18 protein-coding genes, 2 pseudogenes and 2 riboswitches are annotated in these 24,530 nt (G+C 34.8%); of the genes and pseudogenes, 15 read left to right on the top strand and 5 right to left on the bottom strand.

Going from position 1 to position 24,530, the window contains the following annotated elements:
- Positions 1-2: 2 nt before the first annotated feature.
- From ACSVC9_RS07785 to ACSVC9_RS07770, 4 genes are read right to left on the bottom strand one after another with little or no spacing between them, the layout of a single operon-like run.
- A complete protein-coding gene (locus ACSVC9_RS07785) occupies positions 3-782 on the bottom strand; it encodes an ABC transporter ATP-binding protein (RefSeq protein WP_446899762.1) in 780 nt (259 codons plus the stop codon).
- A complete protein-coding gene (locus tag ACSVC9_RS07780; RefSeq protein WP_446899761.1) occupies positions 779-1,831 on the bottom strand; it encodes an ABC transporter permease in 1,053 nt (350 codons plus the stop codon). The genes ACSVC9_RS07785 and ACSVC9_RS07780 overlap by 4 nt, the downstream gene beginning before the upstream one ends.
- Positions 1,832-1,848: 17 nt before the next feature.
- Positions 1,849-2,868 (bottom strand): ABC transporter substrate-binding protein, encoded by a 1,020-nt coding sequence (locus ACSVC9_RS07775; protein ID WP_446899760.1) that lies wholly within the window; start codon positions 2,866-2,868, stop codon positions 1,849-1,851.
- 34 nt (positions 2,869-2,902) lie between these two features.
- Positions 2,903-4,240 carry an O-acetylhomoserine aminocarboxypropyltransferase/cysteine synthase family protein gene (locus ACSVC9_RS07770; RefSeq protein ID WP_446899759.1) on the bottom strand — a complete coding sequence of 446 codons (1,338 nt, stop codon included), beginning with the start codon at positions 4,238-4,240 and terminating at the stop codon, positions 2,903-2,905.
- A gap of 265 nt (positions 4,241-4,505) precedes the next feature.
- Between ACSVC9_RS07770 and ACSVC9_RS07765 the strand changes: the two genes are divergently transcribed.
- Positions 4,506-4,955 (top strand): pyridoxamine 5'-phosphate oxidase family protein, encoded by a 450-nt coding sequence (locus tag ACSVC9_RS07765; RefSeq protein ID WP_446899758.1) that lies wholly within the window; start codon positions 4,506-4,508, stop codon positions 4,953-4,955.
- Positions 4,956-4,995: 40 nt separating this feature from the next.
- On the opposite strand, the gene ACSVC9_RS07760 is transcribed toward ACSVC9_RS07765, so the two are convergent.
- On the bottom strand, positions 4,996-7,293 hold the full coding sequence (locus tag ACSVC9_RS07760) for a heavy metal translocating P-type ATPase (protein WP_446899757.1): 2,298 nt from the start codon (positions 7,291-7,293) through the stop codon (positions 4,996-4,998).
- Positions 7,294-7,500: 207 nt separating this feature from the next.
- Between ACSVC9_RS07760 and ACSVC9_RS07755 the strand changes: the two genes are divergently transcribed.
- The 14 genes and pseudogenes from ACSVC9_RS07755 (at position 7,501) to nifH (ending at position 24,449) form a co-directional block, all read left to right on the top strand.
- Positions 7,501-8,895 carry a sensor histidine kinase gene (locus ACSVC9_RS07755; RefSeq protein ID WP_446899756.1) on the top strand — a complete coding sequence of 465 codons (1,395 nt, stop codon included), beginning with the start codon at positions 7,501-7,503 and terminating at the stop codon, positions 8,893-8,895.
- Positions 8,896-9,110: 215 nt separating this feature from the next.
- Positions 9,111-10,565, top strand: coding sequence for a cell wall-binding repeat-containing protein (locus ACSVC9_RS07750; protein ID WP_446899755.1), 1,455 nt, complete (start codon positions 9,111-9,113; stop codon positions 10,563-10,565).
- A gap of 75 nt (positions 10,566-10,640) precedes the next feature.
- Positions 10,641-11,828 carry an urease accessory protein UreH domain-containing protein gene (locus ACSVC9_RS07745; RefSeq protein ID WP_446899754.1) on the top strand — a complete coding sequence of 396 codons (1,188 nt, stop codon included), beginning with the start codon at positions 10,641-10,643 and terminating at the stop codon, positions 11,826-11,828.
- A gap of 55 nt (positions 11,829-11,883) precedes the next feature.
- A complete protein-coding gene (locus tag ACSVC9_RS07740; protein WP_446899753.1) occupies positions 11,884-12,618 on the top strand; it encodes a hypothetical protein in 735 nt (244 codons plus the stop codon).
- Positions 12,619-12,644: 26 nt separating this feature from the next.
- Positions 12,645-13,361 (top strand): response regulator, encoded by a 717-nt coding sequence (locus tag ACSVC9_RS07735; protein WP_446899752.1) that lies wholly within the window; start codon positions 12,645-12,647, stop codon positions 13,359-13,361.
- Between the two features lie 37 nt (positions 13,362-13,398).
- Positions 13,399-13,503, top strand: a riboswitch (SAM riboswitch).
- A gap of 205 nt (positions 13,504-13,708) precedes the next feature.
- Positions 13,709-15,174, top strand: a pseudogene (locus ACSVC9_RS07730) (nitrogenase component 1).
- A 1-nt stretch (position 15,175) separates the two neighbouring features.
- Complete coding sequence (locus tag ACSVC9_RS07725; protein ID WP_446899751.1) at positions 15,176-16,504, top strand: nitrogenase component 1; 1,329 nt, start codon at positions 15,176-15,178, stop codon at positions 16,502-16,504.
- Positions 16,505-16,648: 144 nt separating this feature from the next.
- On the top strand, positions 16,649-17,005 hold the full coding sequence (locus ACSVC9_RS07720; protein WP_446899750.1) for a NifB/NifX family molybdenum-iron cluster-binding protein: 357 nt from the start codon (positions 16,649-16,651) through the stop codon (positions 17,003-17,005).
- A 27-nt stretch (positions 17,006-17,032) separates the two neighbouring features.
- Positions 17,033-18,331: an O-acetylhomoserine aminocarboxypropyltransferase/cysteine synthase family protein gene (locus ACSVC9_RS07715; protein WP_446899749.1), complete on the top strand. Its 1,299-nt coding sequence runs from the start codon at positions 17,033-17,035 to the stop codon at positions 18,329-18,331.
- A 33-nt stretch (positions 18,332-18,364) separates the two neighbouring features.
- On the top strand, positions 18,365-19,795 hold the full coding sequence (locus ACSVC9_RS07710) for a nitrogenase component 1 (protein ID WP_446899748.1): 1,431 nt from the start codon (positions 18,365-18,367) through the stop codon (positions 19,793-19,795).
- Positions 19,796-19,799: 4 nt separating this feature from the next.
- Entirely contained in the window at positions 19,800-21,122 is a 1,323-nt protein-coding gene (locus ACSVC9_RS07705; RefSeq protein ID WP_446899747.1) for a nitrogenase component 1, read from the top strand.
- Positions 21,123-21,134: 12 nt separating this feature from the next.
- Positions 21,135-21,957: pseudogene (locus tag ACSVC9_RS07700) on the top strand (nitrogenase component 1).
- Positions 21,958-21,963: 6 nt separating this feature from the next.
- A complete protein-coding gene (locus ACSVC9_RS07695; RefSeq protein ID WP_446899746.1) occupies positions 21,964-23,262 on the top strand; it encodes a nitrogenase component 1 in 1,299 nt (432 codons plus the stop codon).
- An 80-nt stretch (positions 23,263-23,342) separates the two neighbouring features.
- Positions 23,343-23,451, top strand: a riboswitch (SAM riboswitch).
- Positions 23,452-23,630: 179 nt separating this feature from the next.
- The gene (gene nifH, locus ACSVC9_RS07690; protein ID WP_446899745.1) at positions 23,631-24,449 is read left to right on the top strand and encodes a nitrogenase iron protein; all 819 of its coding nucleotides are present in this window, start codon (positions 23,631-23,633) and stop codon (positions 24,447-24,449) included.
- Positions 24,450-24,530: the final 81 nt, after the last annotated feature.

Raw genomic sequence — 24,530 nt, 5'->3', positions numbered from 1 at the left:
TATTAATGCTCTCTGGCAAAATGAAGTTTTTTCAATATTTCTTTTTTCAATTTTATAAACTCCAGATCAGTTCTATCTCGGGGCCTTTCAAGGTTTATGTCTACAATTGCTTCTATTTTGCCAGGGCGCGGTGTCATAATTACTACTCTGTCACTTAAATAGATTGCTTCATCTACATCATGTGTGACCAATATCATAGTAGTACCTCTTCTTTGCCACAACTCAATGAGTTTATCTTGAAGATCCATTCTTGTAAAAGCATCCAGTGCTCCGAGAGGTTCATCTAGAAGAAGTACTTTTGGATCATTTATAAGTGCGCGGGCAAGGGAAGCCCTTTGCGCCATGCCACCTGAAACTTGATGTGGATATGAATTTTCAAATCCTTCAAGTCCGGTAAGCTTTATATATTCATGGATTTTATCTTTATTATCTTTATAAATTTTTCTTGCCTTGAGCCCTGCGGCAATATTGTTTTCTATTGTTTCCCATGGGAAAAGATTTGCCTGCTGAAATACATAGCCTCTTTCAAAACTGGTATTACTAATTTTTTCGTTATCAATAAATAATTCACCGGACTGAGGTTTGTCCAATCCTGCTATCAATCTCATCAATGTTGTCTTGCCGCATCCTGAGGGCCCTATAAATGAAATGAATTCTCCTGCTTTGATATTTAGATTTATATTTCTAAGAGCTTCCACAAGGTTGCCATTGGCATCTATATATATCCTATTTACTTCTTCTATTTTAATAGAAGCATTATTGGTGCTGGAGGATCCTGTCATTTTAAAAGCCCCCTTTGCCATATAAGTACTCTGTCCCTGATTTTAAATATTATTGCAAGTACGATTGAGAAAACTATTGCCATTATAACTATTGCTGCATAAACTTTAGCATAATTTGACCAACCTTTGGCCCAATTTATATACCATCCAAGTCCAGCTTCGGCACCGAGCATTTCTGAAACTACAAGTGTAGTGAAGGAAAGACCTGTAGCCGTATAGATTCCAGTAAATATAGATGGCATTGCGCCTGGAATGGCTATCTTAAATATCAGAAATCTTTCATTTGCGCCAAGTGTCTTAGCTGCCTCAAAATAGGATTTTGGTATGTTCTCTATACCTCCACAGGCCATAAAAGCTACGGGAAACCATACACAGAGTACAATCAAAAATACTTCTGAAATCAAGGTTGAAGGAAATAATGACATTGCAACTGGTATCCATGCAACTGCAGGCACAACACCTATAATCTTTAGTACCGGGAAGAACCAGTAATACCACTGCTTATACCAGCCTATTAAAATTCCGGAAACAAGGCCTAAAAGAGTACCGGCAATGAACCCAAGTGCTAAAAGTCTCATAGAATAAAGTGTGCTTATTAAAAGTGTGCCAGCATCTTCCACAAGTACCTGGACTATTTGCGCGGGCCCAGGGAAAAATGGAAGTGGTAATATATTAGTTTTTGTAGATAGTATGTCCCAAACCATAAATCCAATGCCTATGGCAAAATAAAACTGGGATTTATGATTTGCTTTTAAATTTAATTTTTCGTTAAAAAATGAAATTACATATTCTATAGCAAGATAAGCTATAAAAAGTATAAGCATTATCCTATATGGAGAAACTTTAACTATCTGCACTGTAGGTAAAGCTATATTTTCAATCAAGGCTGCTGCAAAAGCAACTATTTGCAAAATCGGCCAGATTTTTGACTTAGGCTTCCAGTTTACCGTGTCAGGTGCTTTGACAAGAGGTATTTTATTGATGTTTTTTGATGAAGCTTCTGATTTTGGTACGGTATCTGAATTTACAGACTCACTTAAAGCACTCACGTTAGTTATCCCTCCAATTAATTTTTTGAATTTCCAAGTGCATCGTAATACACGTCATCAGCGAATTTAACAGGCTCGGTGTCCTTTTTCAAAAATCCCGTCTTGTTAAGCTGTTCTACAAAATATTTAACGTCATCTTTTGCAGTATTGGTAGTATATTTGAAATCATAATTTTTTATAAGTTCCGTAATTAATTTTACGTCACCACCCGATACATATTTTTTGTCAATTTCAATTTTTGCAGTTTCTTCAGGATGAGCTGCTATCCATTCATCTGCTGCCGTATAAGCTCTTACGAGAGCTGCAATTTTTTCTGGGTTTTCTTTAATCTCTTTATTGGAAGCATATAAGAAGCAGCATGATTTTCCCTTGAATAGCGGATCCTGTGCGATATCTGTTAGAACTCTGTAATTATTATTTTTTTCGGCTAGTGTAGCAAATGGATCCCAAGCGGCAAAAGCATCAACATCACCTTTTGAAACAGCTTTTGTCAGCTGGTCAAGAGGATAAGGCACCCATTTAACGTCCTTTGTCGGATTAATATTGTTATTTGCCAAAACCACGCTTGTTATGGCCATAGGAGTTCCTCCTATTTCATCTACACCTATTTTTTTCCCTTTTAAGTCTTTTGCAGTTTTTATTGGTGAATTAGGTGGTACAACAAGTTTTATACAGCCTTTATGGAGTCCACCTATAACCTTTATGTCAAGACCCTGTTGAACTGAAGGAAAGAATTGAAAGTCACCATTTGTAACAGTGAATTTTCCGCTTGCAAGGCCGGTTTTCTGTTGTTCAAATGTTCCACTTACAAGAGTCACATCAAATCCTTCCTTTGCAAAGAACCCCTTTTCCTTTGCTATGTAGGCTGGGGCACCGCAAACACCACCTCCAAGAGCCTGAATTTGCAGCTTCCCGTATTTATATTTTCCTGTTCCATTTTTATTTGAAGAAGTAGATGTACTTTTTCCACAAGCTGCAAGAGTTGGCACTGCTGCAACGAGTAGTAATGTAGCAACTATTCTAGTAATTTTATTCATAATAATTCCCTCATCTTTCTGTATTTTATTCTAATTATCTAATAGCATCTTTGCTTTTTATTTTTTCAGATTCAAATACTTTTTTAAAAGCCTGATCCAGATCATCTATGAGATCTTCAGCATCTTCGAGACCTATAGAGAGTCTTATTGTATTAGGAAGCAAATCTGAAAGTTCTTTTTCGTCCGGTGTAAGTTCACTGTGTGTTGTTTTTGGCGAATTGACAATCAGAGATCTTGAATCACCAACATTTGTATGATAACTGAATAATTTCAGTGAATTTAGGAATTTATCTATTTCAGAATCAGTACCTTTAAATCCAAAAGTAAATACTGATCCAGCCCCTTTTGGAAGATATTTATCAGCTAGTTCTTTATATGGGTTGTTTTTTAAAGTAGGATATTTTATCCATGAAACTTTATCATTTTCCTCAAGATAACTGATTACTTTTTCAGTATTTTCAATTTGCTTTTTTACTCTTTCAGACAGAGTTTCCAATCCTATAAGTGCAAGATAAGCATCAAAAGGACTTAAAGAAGAACCAAAATAGTTTAAATAGTTTAGTCTGATTCTTGTGGTAAATGGAAAATCTGGAAATACTTCAAGAAAATTTCTGGCATTATCGTCATCATCTCTTAAAGTATAGTAAGGTTCTAAAAAATGATTGAATTTACCATTTGCCCAATTGAATTTACCACTTTCAAGAATTATACCTGCAATAACATTTCCATGCCCGTTAAGTGCCTTTGTTGCTGAATAAATTACGATGTCGGCACCATATTTGATTGGATTCAAAAGATATGGAGTTGCAAAGGTGTTGTCTACCACAAGTGGAATATCATGTTCATGAGCTACTTTTGCAATTGTTTCTATATCTGATACTGAAGTGTTTGGATTGCTTATGCTTTCAACAAATATAGCCTTGGTATCTGGCTTTATTGCCTTGGCTATAGCCTCTGGATTATTAAAATCGTGAAACTTGTCTATGTTTATTCCAAATTTGGGATAAAGTTTTTTGAATCCGTCCAGTGTTCCTCCATATAAATATGGAGTTGTAAGTATTCTTCCACCGTTTTCTGCAAGATTGAGGAGAGTGTAAGTTATTGCAGCCATTCCGGAACTAACGGCAACTGCACCTGAAGCACCATCCAATTTTGCAACCCTTTGTTCCAGAACTTCAACTGTAGGATTGCTTAATCTTGTGTAAATAAACCCGGGTTCTGTAAATGAAAACAACCTCTTGGCCCTATCTGTACTTCCCAAATCAAATGCGGCTGTTTCATAAATTGGAACTGAAACAGAGTGATTGTGTTTGCTGGAATCATATCCGCCTCTTACTTTTAATGTGTCAAATTTTAAATTTTCTTCTGACATTTTTATTTCCCCCTTATTTTTTGTACCAAAAAAACCGGAGACTACACCATTTAAAAACGATGTAGCCTCCGGTTTGCCGGTCAGCTATAAAGAACATATTATTAATTCTTCTACTTTTTTATATGATAATATAAGTCCATTATTTTGTCAACTGCAATTCAAAAAGATTTAAAACGATAAAAAATATAATGTACTTGTATTAAATTACAAATTATGCTTATAATATATAAAACATAAAAATTATAAATTGGAGGATTGCATAAAGATGAGTGATGTATTGGATGCTGCTGTTAAATATGTGGAACAGTCAAAAACAGGACTACTTGTTACAATAGGTGAAGATGGTGCCCCTTACGTAAGAATAATGGGAGCTTTTTCAAATGATGGTGCAAATTTATATTTTGAGACAGGAAGAAAAAGCAATAAAGTAAAACACATACAAAAAAACCCCGTAGTTACATTCTATTTCCAAAATGAGGGACAGGTCTATGACACCTTCAAGAGTGTATCCATTACTGGAAAGGCGACCGAAGTTCTTGAGAATGATGATGATTTTAAAAAAGCAGTGGATGGAATAAGCGTGAGATATCCGGTGCTGAAGGAAAATTTATCTAAAGGTGGGCTTGGAGATTCAGTTATATACAGGATAAAGGCGCAATTTGTAAAGCTGGCTGATTATACCAAAAACACTAAAGAAGTAAAAGAAATACTTTAATTAAAATGTGGACTGGTTTTTAAGCCAGTCCACATTTTAATTACTGAAATTTGTATTTTTTGAGACTTAACGAATTCAACAAAACCGATATGGAACTAAAGGACATGGCTGCAGCTCCAATTACAGGATTTAGATGACCTGTTACAGCTATTGGAATTGCAATTATGTTGTATATAAATGCCCAGAATAAATTTTGCTTTATTTTTTTCATTGTTGCCTTCGAAAGCTTTATTGCATCTGTTAAAGCTCTCAAATTTTCATTTAACAGTACAATATCTCCAGTTTCAATGGCAGCATCTGTACCTGAACCCATTGCAAACCCTATATCTGCAGTAGCCAGAGCCGGTGAATCGTTTATTCCGTCACCTACCATGGCAACTAATCTTCCGTTGCTTTTTAATTTTAAGATTTCATCTGCTTTATCTTCGGGGTGTACCTCTGATATTATATTTTTTATATTTAATTTGTCTGCAACTGAAAGCGCAGTATTTTTATTGTCTCCTGTAAGCATATAAACGTCTATATGCATTTTTTCAAGAGAATCAACAACTTCTCCGGCATCAGTTTTTATTTTATCTGCAAAGGCAATTACTCCAGCAAGAATTCCATCAATTGCAACAAGTACAGCTGTTTTTCCTTTTTTTTGCAAAAGAATTAAAGTATCCTTTAATTCCGATAAATCTACGGCCTTTTCTTTTAAAAAATCTGCAGTGCCTATTAATATATTTTTATTATCTACAGATGCAGTTATACCTTTACCTGGTACCGCAGTGAAATCATCAGTATGTTTCAATTGAGTTTTGTAATTATGCTTTACATAACTGTATACAGCCTTTCCTAGAGGATGTTCAGAAAATTTTTCTGCCGAAGCGGCTAAAATCAATAAATCTTCCTGACTTTGTATGTTCAATTCATTTGCTCTATTGAATAGGACAGCATCGGTTATGTCAAGTTTACCTTCAGTTAGAGTTCCTGTTTTATCAAATACTACCGTATCAATTTTACATGCTTGTTCCAATGCTGTACCGTTTTTTATCAATATTCCATTTTCAGCTCCTTTTCCAAGCCCTACCATCAACGCAGCAGGTGTTGCAAGCCCGAGTGCGCAGGGGCAGGATACAACCAAAACGGATACAGCATATATTATTGGCAGATTTATTAAAAAAACTTTATGATCGAATATAACGAAGTACCATATTATGAAGGTAAGTGCGGATATACAGAGTATGACAGGTATAAAAATTCCAGAAGCCTTATCTGCAATTTTCTGTATGGGAGCCTTGCTTTCCTGAGCTTCTTCCACCAATTTTATAATATTTGAAAATACAGTGTCATCTCCAACCTTGGTAGCCTTGAAATTAAAGGTACCATTTTTATTCATTGAAGCTCCTGTTACAATATCGTCCTTATTCTTTTCTACAGGAAGACTTTCTCCTGTAAGCATCGATTCATCAACATCGGAATGGCCGCTGGTTACAATTCCGTCTACCGGTATTTTTTCACCGGGTTTTACCATTAAGATGTCACCGATACATACTTTTTCCACGGGAATGGTGTATTCAATATTGTTTCTTATTACCCTGGCTGTTTTGGGTTGAAGTTTTATAAGAGCCTTTACGGAATTGGAAGTTTTGCTTTTGGCTATTGATTCCAGATATCTTCCCAGAATTACAAGTGTGATTATAGTTACAGAAGATTCAAAGTACAAATTGATCATTCCCAAAGTATAGGTAAAAGTTTCAAATAATGCAATATATAGACTATAAAAATAAGCTGTAGTAGTTCCTATTACAACTAGCAAATCCATGGTAAAAGCTTTGGCCTTCAATGCAAAAAAAGAACTTTTATAAAATCTGGCACCTATTATGAACTGAACTATAGTTGCCAATGTAATCTGAAGTTTCCAGTTATGGAGAATTGAAGATTTCCATCTCAAAATTTCTATAAAAGCTCCCCATTTATTTGCTGAATAAGGATCAAACTCGCTATGACAGAAACCTGCCCCGCCAAGTATCATTCCAAGTATCAATGGAGCACTGAGAATAGCAGATATTATAAAAAGATTTCTTAATTTGTTCCGTTCTATTTCTTCTCTTGTGAGGTTTTCCCTTGAAGTTTTTTCATTTTCCTCGCCTACTGAAAATCCCAATGATTCTATTTTTTCTTTTACAGTATCCAGGGATGTAACTTTGCTATCATACTGCAACTTTGCTTTTTCCGCAGCATAGCTTACATTTATCCTGTCTATGCCATTGATCTCGTTGACTGCTGATTCTATTGTAATGGCACATAGTGTGCAGGTCATACCATAGATTTTCAATGCTCTTTTTTCAATCATGCCTTATTTCCCCCTATTTTCATAAAATTAAAAGCTAGCAGTTTATCAATGTATGATGAACTACTAGCCTCCAGTTATCTGGTCGACAAATATAATTTCTTGTATTCTAGCATGAGTAGGTATCTCTGTCAATATACATCCATTTTAAAATTGACAGCTAAAAATAATTCAATTAATATAGTAAAAAATGATGGAGAGGTAGTAAAAATGAAAATTAGTTTAAGAAAAGAACTTACAGTATCTTATATTCTTGTTACAATTGTGTGTGTATTTTTAATAAGTATTTTAATGAATATACTTCTTGAGAAACAATTTAGGGAATATACAGTACATAATCAGGAACACTCCAATCAGGAAGTGGCGGATTTAATAAGCAGGCAGTATGACAATGGAAAATGGAACAGCACCGGTATAGAGAATATAGGGGTAAATTATATTGAACGGGGTATGTTTATAAAAGTGAGTAACTCTTATAATAAAACAATATGGGATGCATCAACCCATAATAATGGATTGTGCAAGAAGATGCTTGATGATATGGAAAAAAATATGAACAAGTATTATCCCGGCTGGAATGGAAAATACAAGGATAAACAATATCCGCTTTATCATGATAATGAGAAAATAGGCATTATGACAATAGGTTATTATGGACCATTTTACTACAACAATATTGATCTTACTTTTATTTACAATTTAAAAAATAGAATTCTCATATTTGCATTTGTATTTTCGCTTATACTTGCTGAGATATTGGGAACTATAATGGCTCAGATGCTGAGCAAACCAATTGCAAAGATTGTGAGAGCAACAGAAAGCATTTCAAAAGGGCATTTTGATAATTTTGTTGATGAAAACTCCAGTACAGAAGAAATCTATATATTGAATTCTGCCGTTAACAATATGGCAAAAACTTTGAAATCACATGGAGAATTGAAAAAGAGAATGTCAGATGATATAGCACATGAACTTAGAACTCCTCTGACAACACTTCAAAGTCACATTGAAGCTATGATAGATGGCGTGTGGAAACCTGATATAGAAAGACTTCAAAGCTGCTATGAGGAAGTAATCAGAATTGCCGGACTTGTGGGAGACCTTGAGATGCTTGGAAAATATGAAAATAAAGATAGTAAATTGAGCAGGACAATATATGATATATATGATCAAATAAAAAATATAGTATTTAATTTTCAGGCAGAATTTAAAAACAGAGGTGTGGAAATAAAACTCAATGGGAATAGCCAGGAAATATTTGCTGAAAAGGATAAAATAGGACAAGCAATAGTAAACCTTATATCCAATGCACTTAAATATACCCCTAGAAATGGAATGGTATTATTGGATTTGAAAGGGATGAAAAATGAAATTAAACTGAGTATAAAGGATACTGGAATAGGAATTTCTGGCGATGATCTCCCTTTTATATTTGACAGATTTTATCGTGCTGATAAATCAAGAAACAGGGCAACTGGCGGAAGAGGTATAGGACTTGCAATATCAAAAACAATTATAGAATCTCATGGAGGAAGAATAGAGGTACGCAGTGCTCTCAATGAGGGAAGTGAATTTACAATTTTTCTCCCCAGAAACATTGGTTGAATCTATATTAATAAATTATTAACATTTTAAACATGTAATCTACACAATTTATCTATTGACAAAGCTTTAAAATTATAGAATAATGTATCCATAGTAATTTTATTCTTTATAATTTACAAGCAGCTAACTGGAAAACTAGAGGCTGGAATTTTCTTTAATTTCAAATTAGAGAAAATTCCATTTTTTTTATTAAAAATTAAGGGGGAACAGAAATTATGAAAAGCAAAAAGTTACTGTCACTTGTTTTATCTGTAAACTTTACTGTTACAGTTCTTGGAAGTGCTTTATACCAACAACAGGAAGTAAAAGCAGCAGAAAGTTCCGTAACAAGAATAGATGGAATCAACAGGTATGCAACGGCGGCAAATGTGGCAAAGGCAAACTGGCCGAATGGAAGTGATTATGCTGTTGTCGTAAATGGTACAAAATATGCAGATGCAGTAAGTGCTTCCACACTGGCGAAGAAACTTGATGCACCAATATTGTTTACAGAAAGTGATGAACTGGATTCAAATACAGAGGATGCATTGAAGGCATTGGAAACAAAGAGCATATATATTGTGGGTGGAGAAGGTGTGGTTTCAAAATCAATTGAAAATTCACTTTCAGGTTATAAAGTCAAAAGACTCCAAGGAAAGGACAGATATGGCACTAATCTTGCAGTAGCAAGGGAACTGGTTGAAAAAGGAGTAAACAGAGACAATATACTTGTAGTGGCCGGAGGAAGTTTTTCAGATGCACTGTCGGCAGCACCGGTTGCAGCAGCGAAAAGTGAAATATTACTGCTGTCAAGCAATTACAAAGCTCTAATAAAAGATTCCCTTGATTTTGCAAAGGGATCGAATGTCACAGTAATAGGGACTACATACAGTGTAAGCGATGATGTGAAAAATGCCTTTTCATCTACTGCTAGTAGAATAGATGGCGGAGAGGACAGGTTTTCAACCAATCTGAAGGTATTAAATGCATTTAAGGATGATTTGAATGGCGGGAAGGTTTATATAGCAACAGCTTCGAGGAATGCTGCAGACAACCGGTTTGCAGATGCACTTGTTGCATCGGTACTTGCAGGAAAGTACAATTCTCCTCTGTTGTTGGTTGACAGGGAGGGATTAAAAAGTACAAACAATGCTGTTGAGTATATAAAGAACAATGCGGATAAAACTACAGATTTGCAAATAGTAGGAGGTACGGGAGCAGTTCCGAAATCGATTGAGAATACAATAAATAACGAAGTGTCAGGAGAAAATCAGACACCGCAGACACAGACTTTTACAGGATATATAACCACGGAAGATGATTTTGCAGCGGAGCTTGGAGAGGATACGGCGGACATGGTATACATGAAAATGATGGCGCTGTCCGGATTGGGAATAACTTATCAAGACAAGGACGGTAAATGGGTATTCTATTACCTGGATGGGAATATTTCTACAGACAATACTGATGGATCTGATGGCAACTGGAAATTTAATGGTACAGGCTCCCAGCTGAAAGCATGGAATATAGTTGAAAATCAGGTTAAGCGCAATAATGGAGCAGACAAGATGAAATCAGTACCTGTCACAGTAACAGGAATATTAGATGGAAGCACGCAGACCAATCCCGGGCCTGATGCCGACGGTGTAGACTATCCAGTAATAAAAGCACAATCAATAGCTAATAATTAAAAAATAATGTAATTAAATACCACCAAACCAAGCCCAACTTGGTAGATGTGAATTATTTAAAAATAGGAGGGGAATTTGAATTTGCAGGAAGATAAGATCAAAGATATGAATTGTAAAATAGATACTAAATTAGCAGCATTAATTGTAGTATTAGTTTTAACCCTAAGCATTTTTTTAGCAACTATATTCAAAATAAATATAGTTCAATTTTTAAAAAATCTATTCATGCTGGAATATTTGCCTAAATTGGGGAATAACACAAGCTATATACTGTTGTTTACATTTGGAATATTGACATCTTTTCATTGTATAGGTATGTGTGGTGGAATAAATATATCACAGACCATCAGCAAAACTGGTAACGTAGCCCAAAATTCAGCATTCAGGCCCGCTCTGCTTTATAATATCGGAAGAATAATATCTTATACTATTATCGGTGGAATTGTGGGAGGGCTGGGAGGAATAATTGGATTTCCTGGTATGCTAAGGGGGATTGTTCCTATTGTTGGTGGTATATTCATGGTTATAATGGCAATAAATCTGCTTGGAGTATTTAAAGTTCTTAGAAGAGTAAATATCACAGTGCCATCATTTTTTGCTAAAAAAATTCATGGAAATAACAATTACAGTCCTGTAATTGTAGGATTATTAACGGGTTTAATGCCATGTGGACCAATTCAAATAGTCGAAATATATGCTCTTGGGACAAGAAGTGTGATACTTGGTTCTGCTTCCATGTTCTTTTTTTCAATCGGTACAGTGCCATTGATGTTTATGTTTGGAATTTTAAATACTATTTTAACTAAAAATTTTTCGAAAATAATATTGAAAGTCAGTGCTGTACTTGTACTTTGCCTGGGGATGGCTATGATAGGCAGAGGACTTTCGCTGTATGGTGTTTCCGTAGGAATGAAGAACATGCCTTATGGAAATGATAAGGGAGTTTCTGTTATTGAAGGCAGAACCCAAAATGTAAAGACGGAACTTGGAAGTGACAGCTTTACGCCTATTGAAGTGATAAAAGGAATACCTGTGAAATGGAATTTGCATGTTGACAAGAAAAACCTGAACGAATGCAATAAGGCAATTCAGATTCCAGAATACAATGTAAAAAAGAATTTGAAGGTAGGAGACAATATAATTGAATTTACTCCTGATAGAGGGGGAGAATTTGTGTATACCTGCTGGATGGGTATGATAAAGAGCAAAATTACAGTTGTAGACAGCATTGACCAGTTAAAGCAGGACAAGACTGAAAATTAAATTTCAATTAAGAAAGAAGGTGAAAGCTGTTATAATATTATAACAGCATGTATTTATGAAGAGAAAAAATAAAATTGTAATTGGAATAATTATAATAGTATGTGTAATTGTAGCTGGAATTATAGGTAAAATAGAGATAAACTCATCTAAATCTGAAGCTAAAAATAAGGATAAAAGTTCTATGAATAGCAAACAAATGCTGCAATCACAACATTCAAGTCATAATACAGAGAAAACTCAGAAAAAAACTGCAGCTACTGATAGAACAAAATCTTCAGCAAAATCAGACCTGGATAAAGAAGCCAAAGTTGACCTTAGTAAAAAATCTCAATCTAATCCTGTAAATTCTCAGACTGTTGGAAAAGCTTTAGATAGCAATAAAACCAAATCTACAAACAAATCTCTTAGTATTACAGGATATATTACTTCAGAAGATGATTTTGCAGCTGGACTTAAGGAAGATACTGCAAATATGGTATATATGAGATTGATGGCTCTGTCCGGACTAGGAATAACCTTTCAGCAAAATGGCAACTGGGTCTTTTACTATTTTGATGGTGGTATTGCTTCAGATAATAAAAGTGGTGCAGATGGGAAATGGATTTTTAATGGTAGTGGATCCCAGTTAAATGCATGGAATATTGTCCAGAAACGTGTAAAAGAAGGTAAAGGCAAATATCCGGTTCAAGTTACGGTAAAAGGAGTACTGAAAGGAAATATCGGCACTAATCCGGGACCAGATGCTGATAGCAAAAAGTTCCCTGTAATAACTGTTGAATCCATAAATTAAAATGGGATTTGAATGGAGTTTTGGTTATGAAAGAACAAAAAAGAAGAATACTTGTAGTAGATGACGAGATAAAAATTGTGGAGGTTGTAAAAGCATATCTTCAGAGAGATGGATATTCTGTATATTCTGCGTATGATGGAAATACTGTTATGGCTATATTTGATAAAGTGAATCCTGATCTTATGATTCTGGATCTTATGCTTCCAGATATTTGTGGAGAAAAACTATGTAGTATTTTAAGGAAGAAGTCCAAGGTGCCTATCATAATGCTTACGGCTAAAACTTCAGAATCTGATATACTCAATGGATTTGACATAGGAGCAGATGACTATGTACTAAAACCTTTTAGTCCAAAACAGCTGGTGGCAAGAGTAAAATCACTTCTAAGAAGAACAGCGGATGATAAAGATATTATGGATGATATAATTTCCATAGATAACGGCAAGCTGACAATAAATAATTCAAGTTATGAAGTTAGAAAATCAGGTAATATAATCAATCTTACCCCGGTTGAGTATAATATACTTACAGTCATGGCCACACATCCTGCAAAGATTTTTACTAGAGAAGAATTGATATCCATTGTACTGGGGAAAAATTTTGATGGGTATAACAGAGCGATTGATTCACATATAAAAAACTTAAGGCAGAAAATCGAAGACAGTTCCAAAAAACCTGTATACATTTTAACAGTAAGAGGAATAGGTTATAAATTTGGTGGAATTGTAAAAAAAACATGTTGACATATTCAATATTATTGAATATACTAAAATTAATATAAACTTATCTAGAGAGGTGGAGGGACAGGCCCTTTGATACCCGGCAACCTGTGTTTTATTCAAGGTGCCAATTCCTGCGGGGTGAAATATACCTGGGAGATAAGATGATGGAAGAAGTTTTTTTCCTGTATCTTATTACAGGAAGTTTTTTATTTTTATTTGAGATTAATTGATATGTAAATATATATTATTTGGTTGACCAGATAAACTGGAGGCTAGGTGAAATTGACGATAGATATTCGTGAGATTTTACTTGGCCTTTTTTTATCAATTAAATCTCAGTAATTATTTAATGATTGGAGGATACAATTTTGAGTATAAATATAAAATCACCAGAAATTAAAATAAGAGAAACAAGACTTGGATCTATTACAGTTTTTTTGGAAATGCATCTGAATTATGCGAGATGTCAAAGAAAAAGAGACTTTGTGATAGAAAACATTCTTTCAGCCAATGCCTTGGATGCAGCTCCGGAAATGCACTTTGCCAGCTTGTAATGATACAAGATGCAGTTGTTATAAATCATGCTCCACTTGGATGCTCAGCAGATTTTTCGGATTTCAATTTTACAAATAGGGTCGGGCAGAGAAAAAGAAATTTTAAACTTAGAAATGCAAGGTTATTGAGTACAAATCTTGAAGAAAAGGATACTATTTACGGAGGAGGGGAAAAGTTAAAAACTACAATAGAAGAAGCCTTCAGCAGGTTTAATCCAAAAGCAATTTTTATAACGGCTTCCTGTGCATCGGGAATTATAGGAGATGATATAGAGACAATAACTGAAGCGGAGGAGAAAAAATTAAAAATACCTGTAGTATATATTCCTTGCGAAGGATTCAAGTCAAAAATGTGGACAACGGGTTTTGATGCCGCCTATCATGGAATAATAAGAAAGATAGTTAAACCTCCAGTTATAAAGAGAAAAGATTTAATAAATGTAATTAATTTTTGGGGAAGCGATATTTTTACAGACTTGTTTGGAAAAATAGGTTTAAAGCCAAATTATATAGTTCCTTTTTCAACTATAGATCAGTTGCAAAAAATGTCAGAGGCGGCGGCTACGGTTCAGATATGTCCTACGCTTGGTACGTATCTTGCAGCAGCACTTGAGCAGGAGTATGGAGTACCTGAAGTAAAGGCACCACCTGCCTATGGAATAAATGGAACAGATCAATGGTTTAGAGAACTTGGGAGAGTAACAGGAAAAGAAGCAGAGGTAGAGAAATTAATAGAATCTGAAAAAGAGAAAATATATCCTGAACTTGAAAAGCTAAGAAACAAGTTAAAAGGGAAGAGAGCCTATATTACAGCTGGTGCAGCACATGGTCATAGTTTGATGGCTTTATTGGAAGACTTGGGAATGAAAGTTGTTGGAGCTTCAATATTTCATCATGATCCTTGTTATGATAATGGTTCGGATGCGGCTAAAAGCTTGGACCATGCAATAAATACCTATGGAGATATAGAGAATTTCAGTGTGTGTGATAAACAGGCATATGAACTTGTCAATTCGCTTAATAGGTTAAAACCTGATATATTTGTAGCACGACATGGTGGAATGTCAATTTGGGGAGCCAAACTTGGTATACCGACTTTTTTAATGGGAGATGAACAATTTGGACTGGGATACCAAGGACTCATAAATTATGGCAATAAAGTTCTTGATGTACTTGAAACTCCTGAATTTGTGAGGAATATTGCAGCCCATGCGAAATTTCCTTATACTGACTGGTGGTTTAAGCAAAGACCTGATACTTTCTTGAAGGAGGGAAAATAATATGCTTAAAATAGTTCAGGAACCAAGACATTATTGTACCCTCGGGGCTCAGCAGTCTGTAATTGCAATAAAAGGAGCTATACCAATACTTCATTCAGGACCTGGATGCGGTGTGAAGTTATTTAGAGGACTCAGTACAGATTCTGGATATCAAGGTACAGGATATTCAGGTGGAGGTGTAATTCCATGTACCAATGCGACAGAAAGGGAAGTTGTATTTGGGGGCATAAAGAGGTTGAGAGAGGTTATCGATGGGACACTAAAGGTATTAAAAGGAAATTTGTTTGTAGTATTGACAGGTTGTACATCAGATATAGTTGGAGATGATGTAGGATCATTGGTAGATGAATATAAAGAAAATGGTATACCAATAGTTTTTGCTGAAACAGGTGGTTTCAAGGGCAGTAATTTTAAAGGGCATGAAATGGTGTTGAAAGCTATTATAGATCAATTTGTTGGAGATAAAAAGCCTGAAGTTAAAAAAGGACTTGTCAATGTTTTTTCATCGGTACCTTTCCAGGATAGTTTCTGGAGTGGAAATCTAAGTGCTATAAAACATTTACTTGAGAAGATAGGATTGAAGGTCAATATACTTTTTGGACCAGAGTCAAGTGGAATAGAGGAATGGAAAGCAATACCAAATGCAGAATTTAATATAGTAGTTTCTCCCTGGGTTGGAATTGAAACTGCTGAGCTTTTAAAAGAAAAATATGGCACACCGTATCTCCATTATGCAGTTCCGCCTATAGGAGCAAGAGAAACCAGTAATTTCTTAAGGGCAGTTAGTGATTTTGCAGGACTTGACAGGGAAAAGGTAGAAAATATTATAAAAGAAGAAGAAGAATTGTTCTATTATTACCTGGAGAGATCTGCAGATTTTTTTCTGGAGTTCAGATATAGCATACCAGACAGATTTTTTAATATAACTGACTCATTTTATGCTTTGGGAATAAGTCAATTCTTATTAAATGAGCTTGGAATTGTTCCTGGAGAACAATATATTACAGATGATGCTCCGGTAAAATACCAGAAGTATATAAAAGATGAATTTGAAAAAATTTCAGATACTAGAAATTTCAAGATATTTTTTGAAGTCGATGGCGAAAAAGTTAATGAAAGACTTAGAAAATACGATTTAGGAACTCATATTCCACTGATACTTGGAAGCTCTTGGGATAGAGATATAGCACAGGAATTAAATGCATTCAGGATAAATATATCCATACCTGTTATGCACAGGCTTGTATTAAATGGTTGGTATCTTGGATACAGCGGTGGATTAAGATTAATTGAGGATATATATGGAAATATTTTAGAAACTTATAAGTAATAATTGATTGACTAGAAAACTAGAGGTCAAATTTCCTGTTATGAGAGATATATTTATTCTCTATACAGATGAAATTTGATCTTTTTTATTACGGGAATCCAGTATAAAATAAAAATCATTATAAAGAGGAAAGGATTTGATGTAATGTATAAAATTGCAGTTGCAAGCAGTGATGGAAAGATAATAGACCAGCATTTTGGACAGGCCAATCAATTTTATATATATGAAGTAGATGATATTAATTACAAATTTGTAGAGCTGCGCAAATTGGAAAATGTACCAGAAAATTTTAATTCGGATTATGATAAATTCTTATATATGATAAGAGCATTATCTGGATGTAGAATTGTTGTAGTCAGCCAGATAGGTCAGGAGGCAATTAAATTTTTGGGCAAAAATGGAATACATGCTTTTGATATAGAAGAGCCTATAGACTATGCGTTGAAAAAGCTTGTTGAATATTATTTCAAAATGGACAAAATAAACAAGTATTGTAATTGAAAATATGAAATTTAAGGAGAGTTTAATATGTCTGAAGAAAAAGATTATAGATTTGAAACACTTCAACTTAGAGCTGGATATAAACCTGAGGAACATAATTATGCATGTACGGTTCCAATTTATCAAACAGCATCTTTTAATATAGGTGATACGGACAGATTAGAGAGATTGAAATCGAGAAGAGATAATGGATTTTTTTACACAAGGAGTGGGAATCCCACACTTAGTATACTTGAAAAAAGAGTAGCAGTTCTTGAAGGAGGTACTGCTGCTCTTGCTGTTTCATCTGGAATGGCAGCTGTAGCGTATTCTTTATTAAATGCAGCAGAAGGTGGCGGAGAAATAATTGCTGTGTATTCAATATATGCAGGATCTTATAATTTACTTGAACATACATTGCCACGATTAGGCATTAAAGTAAAATGGATAGATAATCCTTTTGATGTGGAATCCTTTAAAAATTCAATAACAGAAAATACTAGATGTATATTCATAGAATCAATAGGTAATCCGTTGATAAATGTCATAGATATAGAAACTATAGCAGACATAGCCCACGAAGAAAATATTCCACTTATTGTTGACAATACTTTTGCAACACCTTATCTTTTAAAACCATTTGAGTTTGGAGCTGATATAGTTGTTTATTCATCTACTAAATCCCTGGCAGGACATGGCTCTACGCTTGGAGGACTGATTGTGGAAAATAATAAGTTCAACTGGAATAATGGGAAATTTCCACATTTTACAGAGCCCGATTATAAAGTAGAAAATAAAAATTTACTTGAAGTTTTTCCAGATACACCTTTTACGACAAGAGTAAGACTTCATTATTTATCTGAATTGGGTGCAGTTTTAAGTCCTTTCAATGCATTCTTGATACTTCAAGGGATAGAAACACTGTCTGTGAGAATTGACAGGGAGGTTGAGAATACAGAAAAAATTATAGATTATCTTCTGAATCATCCACAGGTTTCTTGGGTAAGCTACCCTGCAATAAAGGATGAAAGAAATTATAAAAACAAGCAACTTTCGGAGAAATATTTACCAAGAGGATCGGGAACAATATTTTCTTTTGGTTTTAAAGGAAATCAGGAAAGTATAAATAAATTTTTAAATAGTTTGAAGGTATTTAGTTTTCTCGTAAATGTAGGAGATTCGAAGTCACTTATTGTACAGCCATCACAAACTACTCATTCTTCTTTAAGTGAAGAACGGAAGACTAAAGCTGGAGCCTTTGAAAATGCACTGAGGGTATCTGTCGGGCTGGAAAATGTGAATGATCTGATTTCAGACCTTAGTCAGGCATTTGAAAAGTCGTTGTAGTGAAAGGATTATTTGATTTGGAGGGATTTTAATATGAGTGTAGATATAAAAAAAGTTTCAGTTGAAGTAAGAGAGAGAAGGCTTAATTCTATAACTGGATATGAAGGTACTGCGTCCGATTTATGTAAAAGTTATGATAATAAGACTCTTAAAAACTATGAAAGAAAGTTTACACAGTGTACATCCTGCAGTGCCAATCAAGTTATGAATCAACTTTGCTGTATTCAGGATGCAGCAATTGTAGAGCATGGCCCGGCAGGTTGCAGCGGTGATATTCCAGGCCGTAACTTTATGTATAGGACAGGAAGCAGGAACAGAAATTTAAAGGTATCAAATTTAAAGTATATAAATACAAACTTAACTGAGAAAGATATGGTCTATGGTGGCATACTAAAACTTGAAAGAGCAATTAGGGAAGCAAAGATAAGATTTAACCCTAAAGCTATATTTGTAACAACCACATGTGCTTCCGCCATAATAGGCGATGATATTGAAAGTATAGTAGATAAACTTGAAAAAGAATTAGGTATACCAGTAGTAACAGTGTATTGTGAAGGATTTCGTTCTTCAATTTGGGCTACAGGGTTTGATGCTGCATATCATGGAATTCTAAGAAAAATCGTAAAACCTGCAAGAAGAAAAAAAATTGATGAAGTAAATATAATTAATTTTCAAGGCCGTGATGTATTTACACCTCTTCTCGGAAAACTTGGACTTAAAGTAAATTATATTGTACCATTTACAACTATAGAAAGTTTGAGTCGTATATCAGAAGCAGCTGCTACATTGCAAATATGTTCAACCTTGGGAACATACCTAGCTGCAGGACTTGAAAAGTATTTTGGAGTTCCAGAGGTGAAAGCACCGGCACCATATGGAATATCAGGTTTTAATGCATGGCTTAGAGAGCTTGGAAGGTTAGTCCATAAGGAAAAGCAAGTAGAAAATTTGATAGAAGAGGAAAAAGAAAGAACAAAAGATAAGATAACTGAGCTCAGAGAAAAACTGAAAGGCAAGAAAGTACTTATAGGTGCAGGTGCAGCTCATGGTCATGCTCTTGTAGCTATTGTTAAAGATCTTGGCATGGAAGTTGTAGAAAACTGCACATGGCATCATGATCCCGTATTTGACAATAATGACAGAAGATCAGATACACTTAAGAATGATATAGATAACTATGGTAATTTTAGAATATCAGTTTGTAATAAACAATCTTTTGAAATAGTAAGAAGATTATATAAATACAGGCCCGATATTTATATAGCGAGACATACGGGTACAATATGGGCAACGAAACTTGGTATACCGTCATTTCTCATGGGAGATGAACACTTTGGAATTGGATATGAAGGATTAATAAACTATGGAGAATTGATTCTTGATACTATAAGCAATCCTTCTTTTGTAAAGGGAATATCGGCACACAATAAACTTCCATATACGGATAATTTTTTAAGGGGGTAGAAAAATGGATGAACTACTTGAAGAACCAAGGCATTTTTGTGCACTTGGAGCACAGCAGACGGTTTCGGCTATAGAAGGAGCTATTCCAATACTGCATGCTGGACCAGGCTGTAGTGCAAAACTTTTTGCTGGAATGTCGGGTTGTGGCGGTTATCAGGGAACAGGGTATGCAGGAGGAGATGCCATTCCCTGCAGCAATATGGTGGAAAGAGATGTGGTTTTTGGGGGAAAAAAGAAATTGAAAGAACTTATAGAAGGGACTCTCAGGATAATGAAGGGAGACTTCTTTGTAGTTCTTACTGGATGTACTTCGGATATAATAGGTGAGGATGTTGGAAGCATAGTAGGAGAATTTCAGAGAAAGGGTATTCCAATAGTTTATGCTGAGACTGGCGGGTTTAAAGGAGATTCATATGCAGGTCATGAATTGGTCATGGAAGCCATAATAAATCAGTACCTGAAAGATGACGGCAGAAGAATTCCAGGGCTTGTAAATATATTTTCATCAGTTCCTATACATGATCCGTTTTGGGAAGGTGACTTGAGGGAGATAAAGAAATTGCTCGGGAGTATAGGTATTAAGGCGAATATATTATTTGGATATGATAGTGGAGGTGTAAATGCAATAAATGATATATCACATGCTGAGTTCAATATAGTTATATCACCTTGGATAGGAATAAAGACAGCAGAACTTTTAAAAAGAAAATTTGATACGCCATATCTTCATTACCCTGTACTCCCAATTGGAGGATCTGAAACTTCAAGATTTTTGAGGAAGATTGCAGAATTTACAGGTATTGATAAAAAAATTGTAGATAGAGTAATAGAAAGAGAAGAAAACGAGTATTATCATTATTTAACCAGATTTGCAGATTTTTTTGTAGAATTCAGATACGATCTTCCAAAAAGATTTTTTAATATAAATGATTCCATCTATGCACTGGCCATAAGCAAATTTTTATCAAATGATCTTGGACTGCTTCCAGGACATCAATTCATAACAGAGGATGTACCCAAAACGTTTAGAGAAAATATCAGGAGCTATTTTAAGAATATTGCTCCAGATATACCCTGTGAAATAACTTTTTCTCAGGATGGAGGGGTAATCAATGAAAAATTATCAACATTTCATGTAAAAACAGTGCCATTAGTACTTGGAAGTTCATGGGATGTTGATATTGCTTCAAAGCTTGGAGGCATAAATTTAAGCGTTGCACTGCCTGTATCGGACAGGATAATACTTGATCACAATTATGCTGGATATACTGGTGGTTTGAATTTAATAGAAGATATATACAATAAAATACTGTCGAGACATAGTTAGGAGGTAATTTTTATGTCGATCAATCTGAAAAATTCTCTTGCACCGTCGAGAGAGAACCGCCTTGGAGCAATTACAGGTTACGTGGGAAATCTAAATGACCTTGTAAGCAGATCCAAAAATGGTACTTTGAATAACAGGGAGAGATGTTTCAGTCAGTCAAGCTCCTGTAATGCAGGCTGTGCACTTTCACAACTGTCGGGGATAAGGGATGTTGCCGTAATAAATCATGCTCCTTCTGGATGTACTGCTATGGCAGCCAATATAAATGTAACAAACAGTCAGATGGCAGCTAAAAGAGGAATTACAAACAATACTGTTTTTGTTGGAACTGATATGAATGAAAAGGATACTGTTTTTGGTGTTGCAGGGAGTCTTGGGGATATTGTAAAAGAGGTATATGATTGGAATTGAAGTAGTATGGGCAGCTTCCTGGCATTATGACAAAAAACATGACAACAACAATATGCCACCAGCAGCCAATTATTTATTTAAAAATTCACCTGACAATATAAAATTAAGTGTAACGGAACAGCAAAACTATGAAGTACTTAATATATTGAATGAATACAAACCCGATATATATTTTTCAAGGCATCCTGGAACTACTGTGTGGGCAATAAAACAGGGGATTCCTACACTCTGTGTAAATGACGAGTATATGATCTTTGGCTATAGAGGTACACTGAATTTTGCATATAGTGTCCTTGATACCATCAAAAACAGAAGCTTTGAGAAAAATCTTGCTTCAAGAGTCAAACTTCCATATACAGATTGGTGGTACAATCAGAAAAGTTCAGTATTTTTCAAAAAAGTAAAGCAGAAAGGGAAATGGTGAAATAATATGGCAAAGATACTAGACCAGCCTAGATATAAATGTGCAATGGCTGCTATGCAGACTGTACATGGAATAACAAATGCTATCCCAATTCTGCATTCTGGCCCGGGATGTGCGGAAAAACTTGAAAGAGATTTTGGAAGTTCAGGACATTTTTCATCCCATATATTTCCTTGTACAAATATAAGTGAGAAGGAAATAATATTTGGGGGCGAAAAAAAACTCAGGGAAACTATAGAGAATGCCTTAAAGGTTGTAGATGCAGACTTGTATGTGGTTCTTACTAGCTGTAGTTCTGAAATAGTTGGAGATGATTCAGAGGAAATTGTAAAGTCATTCAAGGACTCAAAAAAGCCGGTTATATATGCTTCAACGCCTGGATTTAAAGGGAATAATTATCTTGGACATGAATGGGTTATAAAAGCTATAATAGAACAATATTTAAAACAATCAGACAAAAAGACGAAGGGTCTTGTAAATATATGGGCCGGTATTCCACTTCATGATCCATTCTGGGCTGGAAATTTGAGAGAACTTGAAAAACTGATTTCACAACTTGGACTGATCCCTAATATAATATTTGGATATGGAAGGGGAATTAAAAATATAGACAAGGTACCTGAAGCTGAATTTAATCTCTTAGTATCACCCTGGGTTGGAATTGAAAATATGGAACTTTTGAAGAATAAATTTAATACTCCATATTTCCACTATCCGGTTCTTCCAATAGGTGCTTTTGAAACAAGCAAATTTTTAAATGCTGTAGGTAAATTTGCAGGAATAGATGAAGAAAAGATTGATGAGGTCGTCAACAGGAATGAAGAAGAATATTATTATTATATAGAAAGATTTGCAGATGTATTTTTAGAGACTCGTGTTATGTCAAAGAGATTTGTGGTGGTTTCCGATTCACAATATACTCTGGCTGTAACAAAATTTTTGGTAAATGATCTGGGACTGTTTCCATCAAAACAGTATATAATTGATGATGCACCTTTAAAATATCAAGATGACATAAAAGGATATTTTAAAAAATTGAATGATGGTATAGAAGCAGAAGTGGAATTTACAACAGATGGATATAAGATAGATAATGAAATCAGAAATATGGATTTTTATCGATATCCTTTAATAATAGGAAGTTCCTGGGAGAAAAAAATTGCCAGTGAAACAAAGGCGCACTATATTGCAATTTCTTGGCCTGTTTTTGAGAGACTCGTAATAAACAGTTCCTATGTTGGATATAGTGGGGGTCTCAGGTTATTAGAAGATATATATTCTGTGGTACTTACTAGATTTAATTAATAATTAAATCAAAAAAAGTTAAATTTACTATTGACAATTATATTTAAATTAAGTATTATATAAACAATAATTAAATATAACTCTTATCGAGAGAGGCGGAGGGACTGGCCCTATGATGCTCGGCAACCTGAGTATGTTATTTGTATTTAATGGTGCTAATTCCAGCAGGTTAAACCTGGAAGATGAGAAACTTTGGAATTTTGAAGTCCTACAGTTTCTCTGTAGGATTTTTTATTGATTGACTAGAAAACTGGAGATCAAATTTTGTTTCGATACACTGGATGTATCTTTACAAGATTTGATTTTTTTGTTTTTTATTTATAATTGATTTACTTTAGAATAATATAGAATATTAGGAGGAAAATTAAATGAGACAAGTAGCTATTTACGGAAAAGGTGGAATAGGGAAATCCACAACAACACAAAATCTTACTGCAGGACTGGTAGAGTTGGGAAAACATGTTATGGTAGTAGGATGTGACCCTAAGGCAGATTCTACTAGGCTTCTTTTGGGTGGACTAGCTCAAAGAACAGTTCTCGATACATTGAGAGAAGAGGGAGAAGATGTTGATCTGGATTCAATATTGAAGACAGGTTTTGGAGGAATAAAATGTGTTGAATCCGGTGGGCCGGAGCCTGGAGTTGGATGTGCAGGAAGAGGAATAATAACTTCAATAAATATGCTTGAGCAGCTTGGAGCATATACCGACGATCTGGATTATGTTTTCTATGATGTACTTGGAGATGTTGTATGTGGAGGATTTGCAATGCCAATACGTGAAGGAAAAGCACAGGAAATATATATAGTAGCCAGCGGTGAAATGATGGCAATGTATGCAGCAAACAACATATCAAAAGGTATAAGCAAGTTTGCAAATGCAGGTGGAGTAAGATTAGGCGGTATCATATGCAACAGCAGAAAGGTTGCAAATGAGTATGAATTGCTTGATGCATTTGCTAAAAAATTGGGAAGTCAGTTGATATACTTTGTACCGAGAAGTCCGGAGGTTACAAAAGCAGAAATAAACAAGCAGACTGTCATCCAGTATGATCCAAAAGCTAAACAGGCAGATGAATACAGAGCATTGGCCAAAGCTATAGATGGAAATGACATGTTTGTGATACCAAAGCCTATGGCACAGGAAGATCTGGAAGCAATAATGTTGGAGCATGGTCTTATTGGATAATAAAAATATTACTTAGTTGATCAGAAAAACTGAAGGCTAAAGAAATTTAAAATATTTCTTTAGCCGTTTTATTTTATTAAT

This window comes from Clostridium sp. LBM24168 (genome assembly GCF_052953915.1).
Note: the sequence above shows the minus strand (reverse complement) of the source record. Positions and strands in the feature narration are given on the sequence as shown.

What these genes read in the sequence shown, in the direction of transcription:
- ACSVC9_RS07760 (WP_446899757.1), bottom strand. Translation starts at nt 7,293, where the DNA reads ATGATTGAAAAAAGAGCATTGAAAATCTATGGTATGACCTGCACACTA.
- ACSVC9_RS07725 (WP_446899751.1), top strand. Translation starts at nt 15,176, where the DNA reads ATGCTTAAAATAGTTCAGGAACCAAGACATTATTGTACCCTCGGGGCT.
- nifH (WP_446899745.1), top strand. Translation starts at nt 23,631, where the DNA reads ATGAGACAAGTAGCTATTTACGGAAAAGGTGGAATAGGGAAATCCACA.
- ACSVC9_RS07765 (WP_446899758.1), top strand. Translation starts at nt 4,506, where the DNA reads ATGAGTGATGTATTGGATGCTGCTGTTAAATATGTGGAACAGTCAAAA.
- ACSVC9_RS07785 (WP_446899762.1), bottom strand. Translation starts at nt 782, where the DNA reads ATGACAGGATCCTCCAGCACCAATAATGCTTCTATTAAAATAGAAGAA.
- ACSVC9_RS07720 (WP_446899750.1), top strand. Translation starts at nt 16,649, where the DNA reads ATGTATAAAATTGCAGTTGCAAGCAGTGATGGAAAGATAATAGACCAG.
- ACSVC9_RS07750 (WP_446899755.1), top strand. Translation starts at nt 9,111, where the DNA reads ATGAAAAGCAAAAAGTTACTGTCACTTGTTTTATCTGTAAACTTTACT.
- ACSVC9_RS07705 (WP_446899747.1), top strand. Translation starts at nt 19,800, where the DNA reads ATGGATGAACTACTTGAAGAACCAAGGCATTTTTGTGCACTTGGAGCA.
- ACSVC9_RS07710 (WP_446899748.1), top strand. Translation starts at nt 18,365, where the DNA reads ATGAGTGTAGATATAAAAAAAGTTTCAGTTGAAGTAAGAGAGAGAAGG.
- ACSVC9_RS07755 (WP_446899756.1), top strand. Translation starts at nt 7,501, where the DNA reads ATGAAAATTAGTTTAAGAAAAGAACTTACAGTATCTTATATTCTTGTT.
- ACSVC9_RS07695 (WP_446899746.1), top strand. Translation starts at nt 21,964, where the DNA reads ATGGCAAAGATACTAGACCAGCCTAGATATAAATGTGCAATGGCTGCT.
- ACSVC9_RS07770 (WP_446899759.1), bottom strand. Translation starts at nt 4,240, where the DNA reads ATGTCAGAAGAAAATTTAAAATTTGACACATTAAAAGTAAGAGGCGGA.
- ACSVC9_RS07735 (WP_446899752.1), top strand. Translation starts at nt 12,645, where the DNA reads ATGAAAGAACAAAAAAGAAGAATACTTGTAGTAGATGACGAGATAAAA.
- ACSVC9_RS07740 (WP_446899753.1), top strand. Translation starts at nt 11,884, where the DNA reads ATGAAGAGAAAAAATAAAATTGTAATTGGAATAATTATAATAGTATGT.
- ACSVC9_RS07715 (WP_446899749.1), top strand. Translation starts at nt 17,033, where the DNA reads ATGTCTGAAGAAAAAGATTATAGATTTGAAACACTTCAACTTAGAGCT.
- ACSVC9_RS07775 (WP_446899760.1), bottom strand. Translation starts at nt 2,868, where the DNA reads ATGAATAAAATTACTAGAATAGTTGCTACATTACTACTCGTTGCAGCA.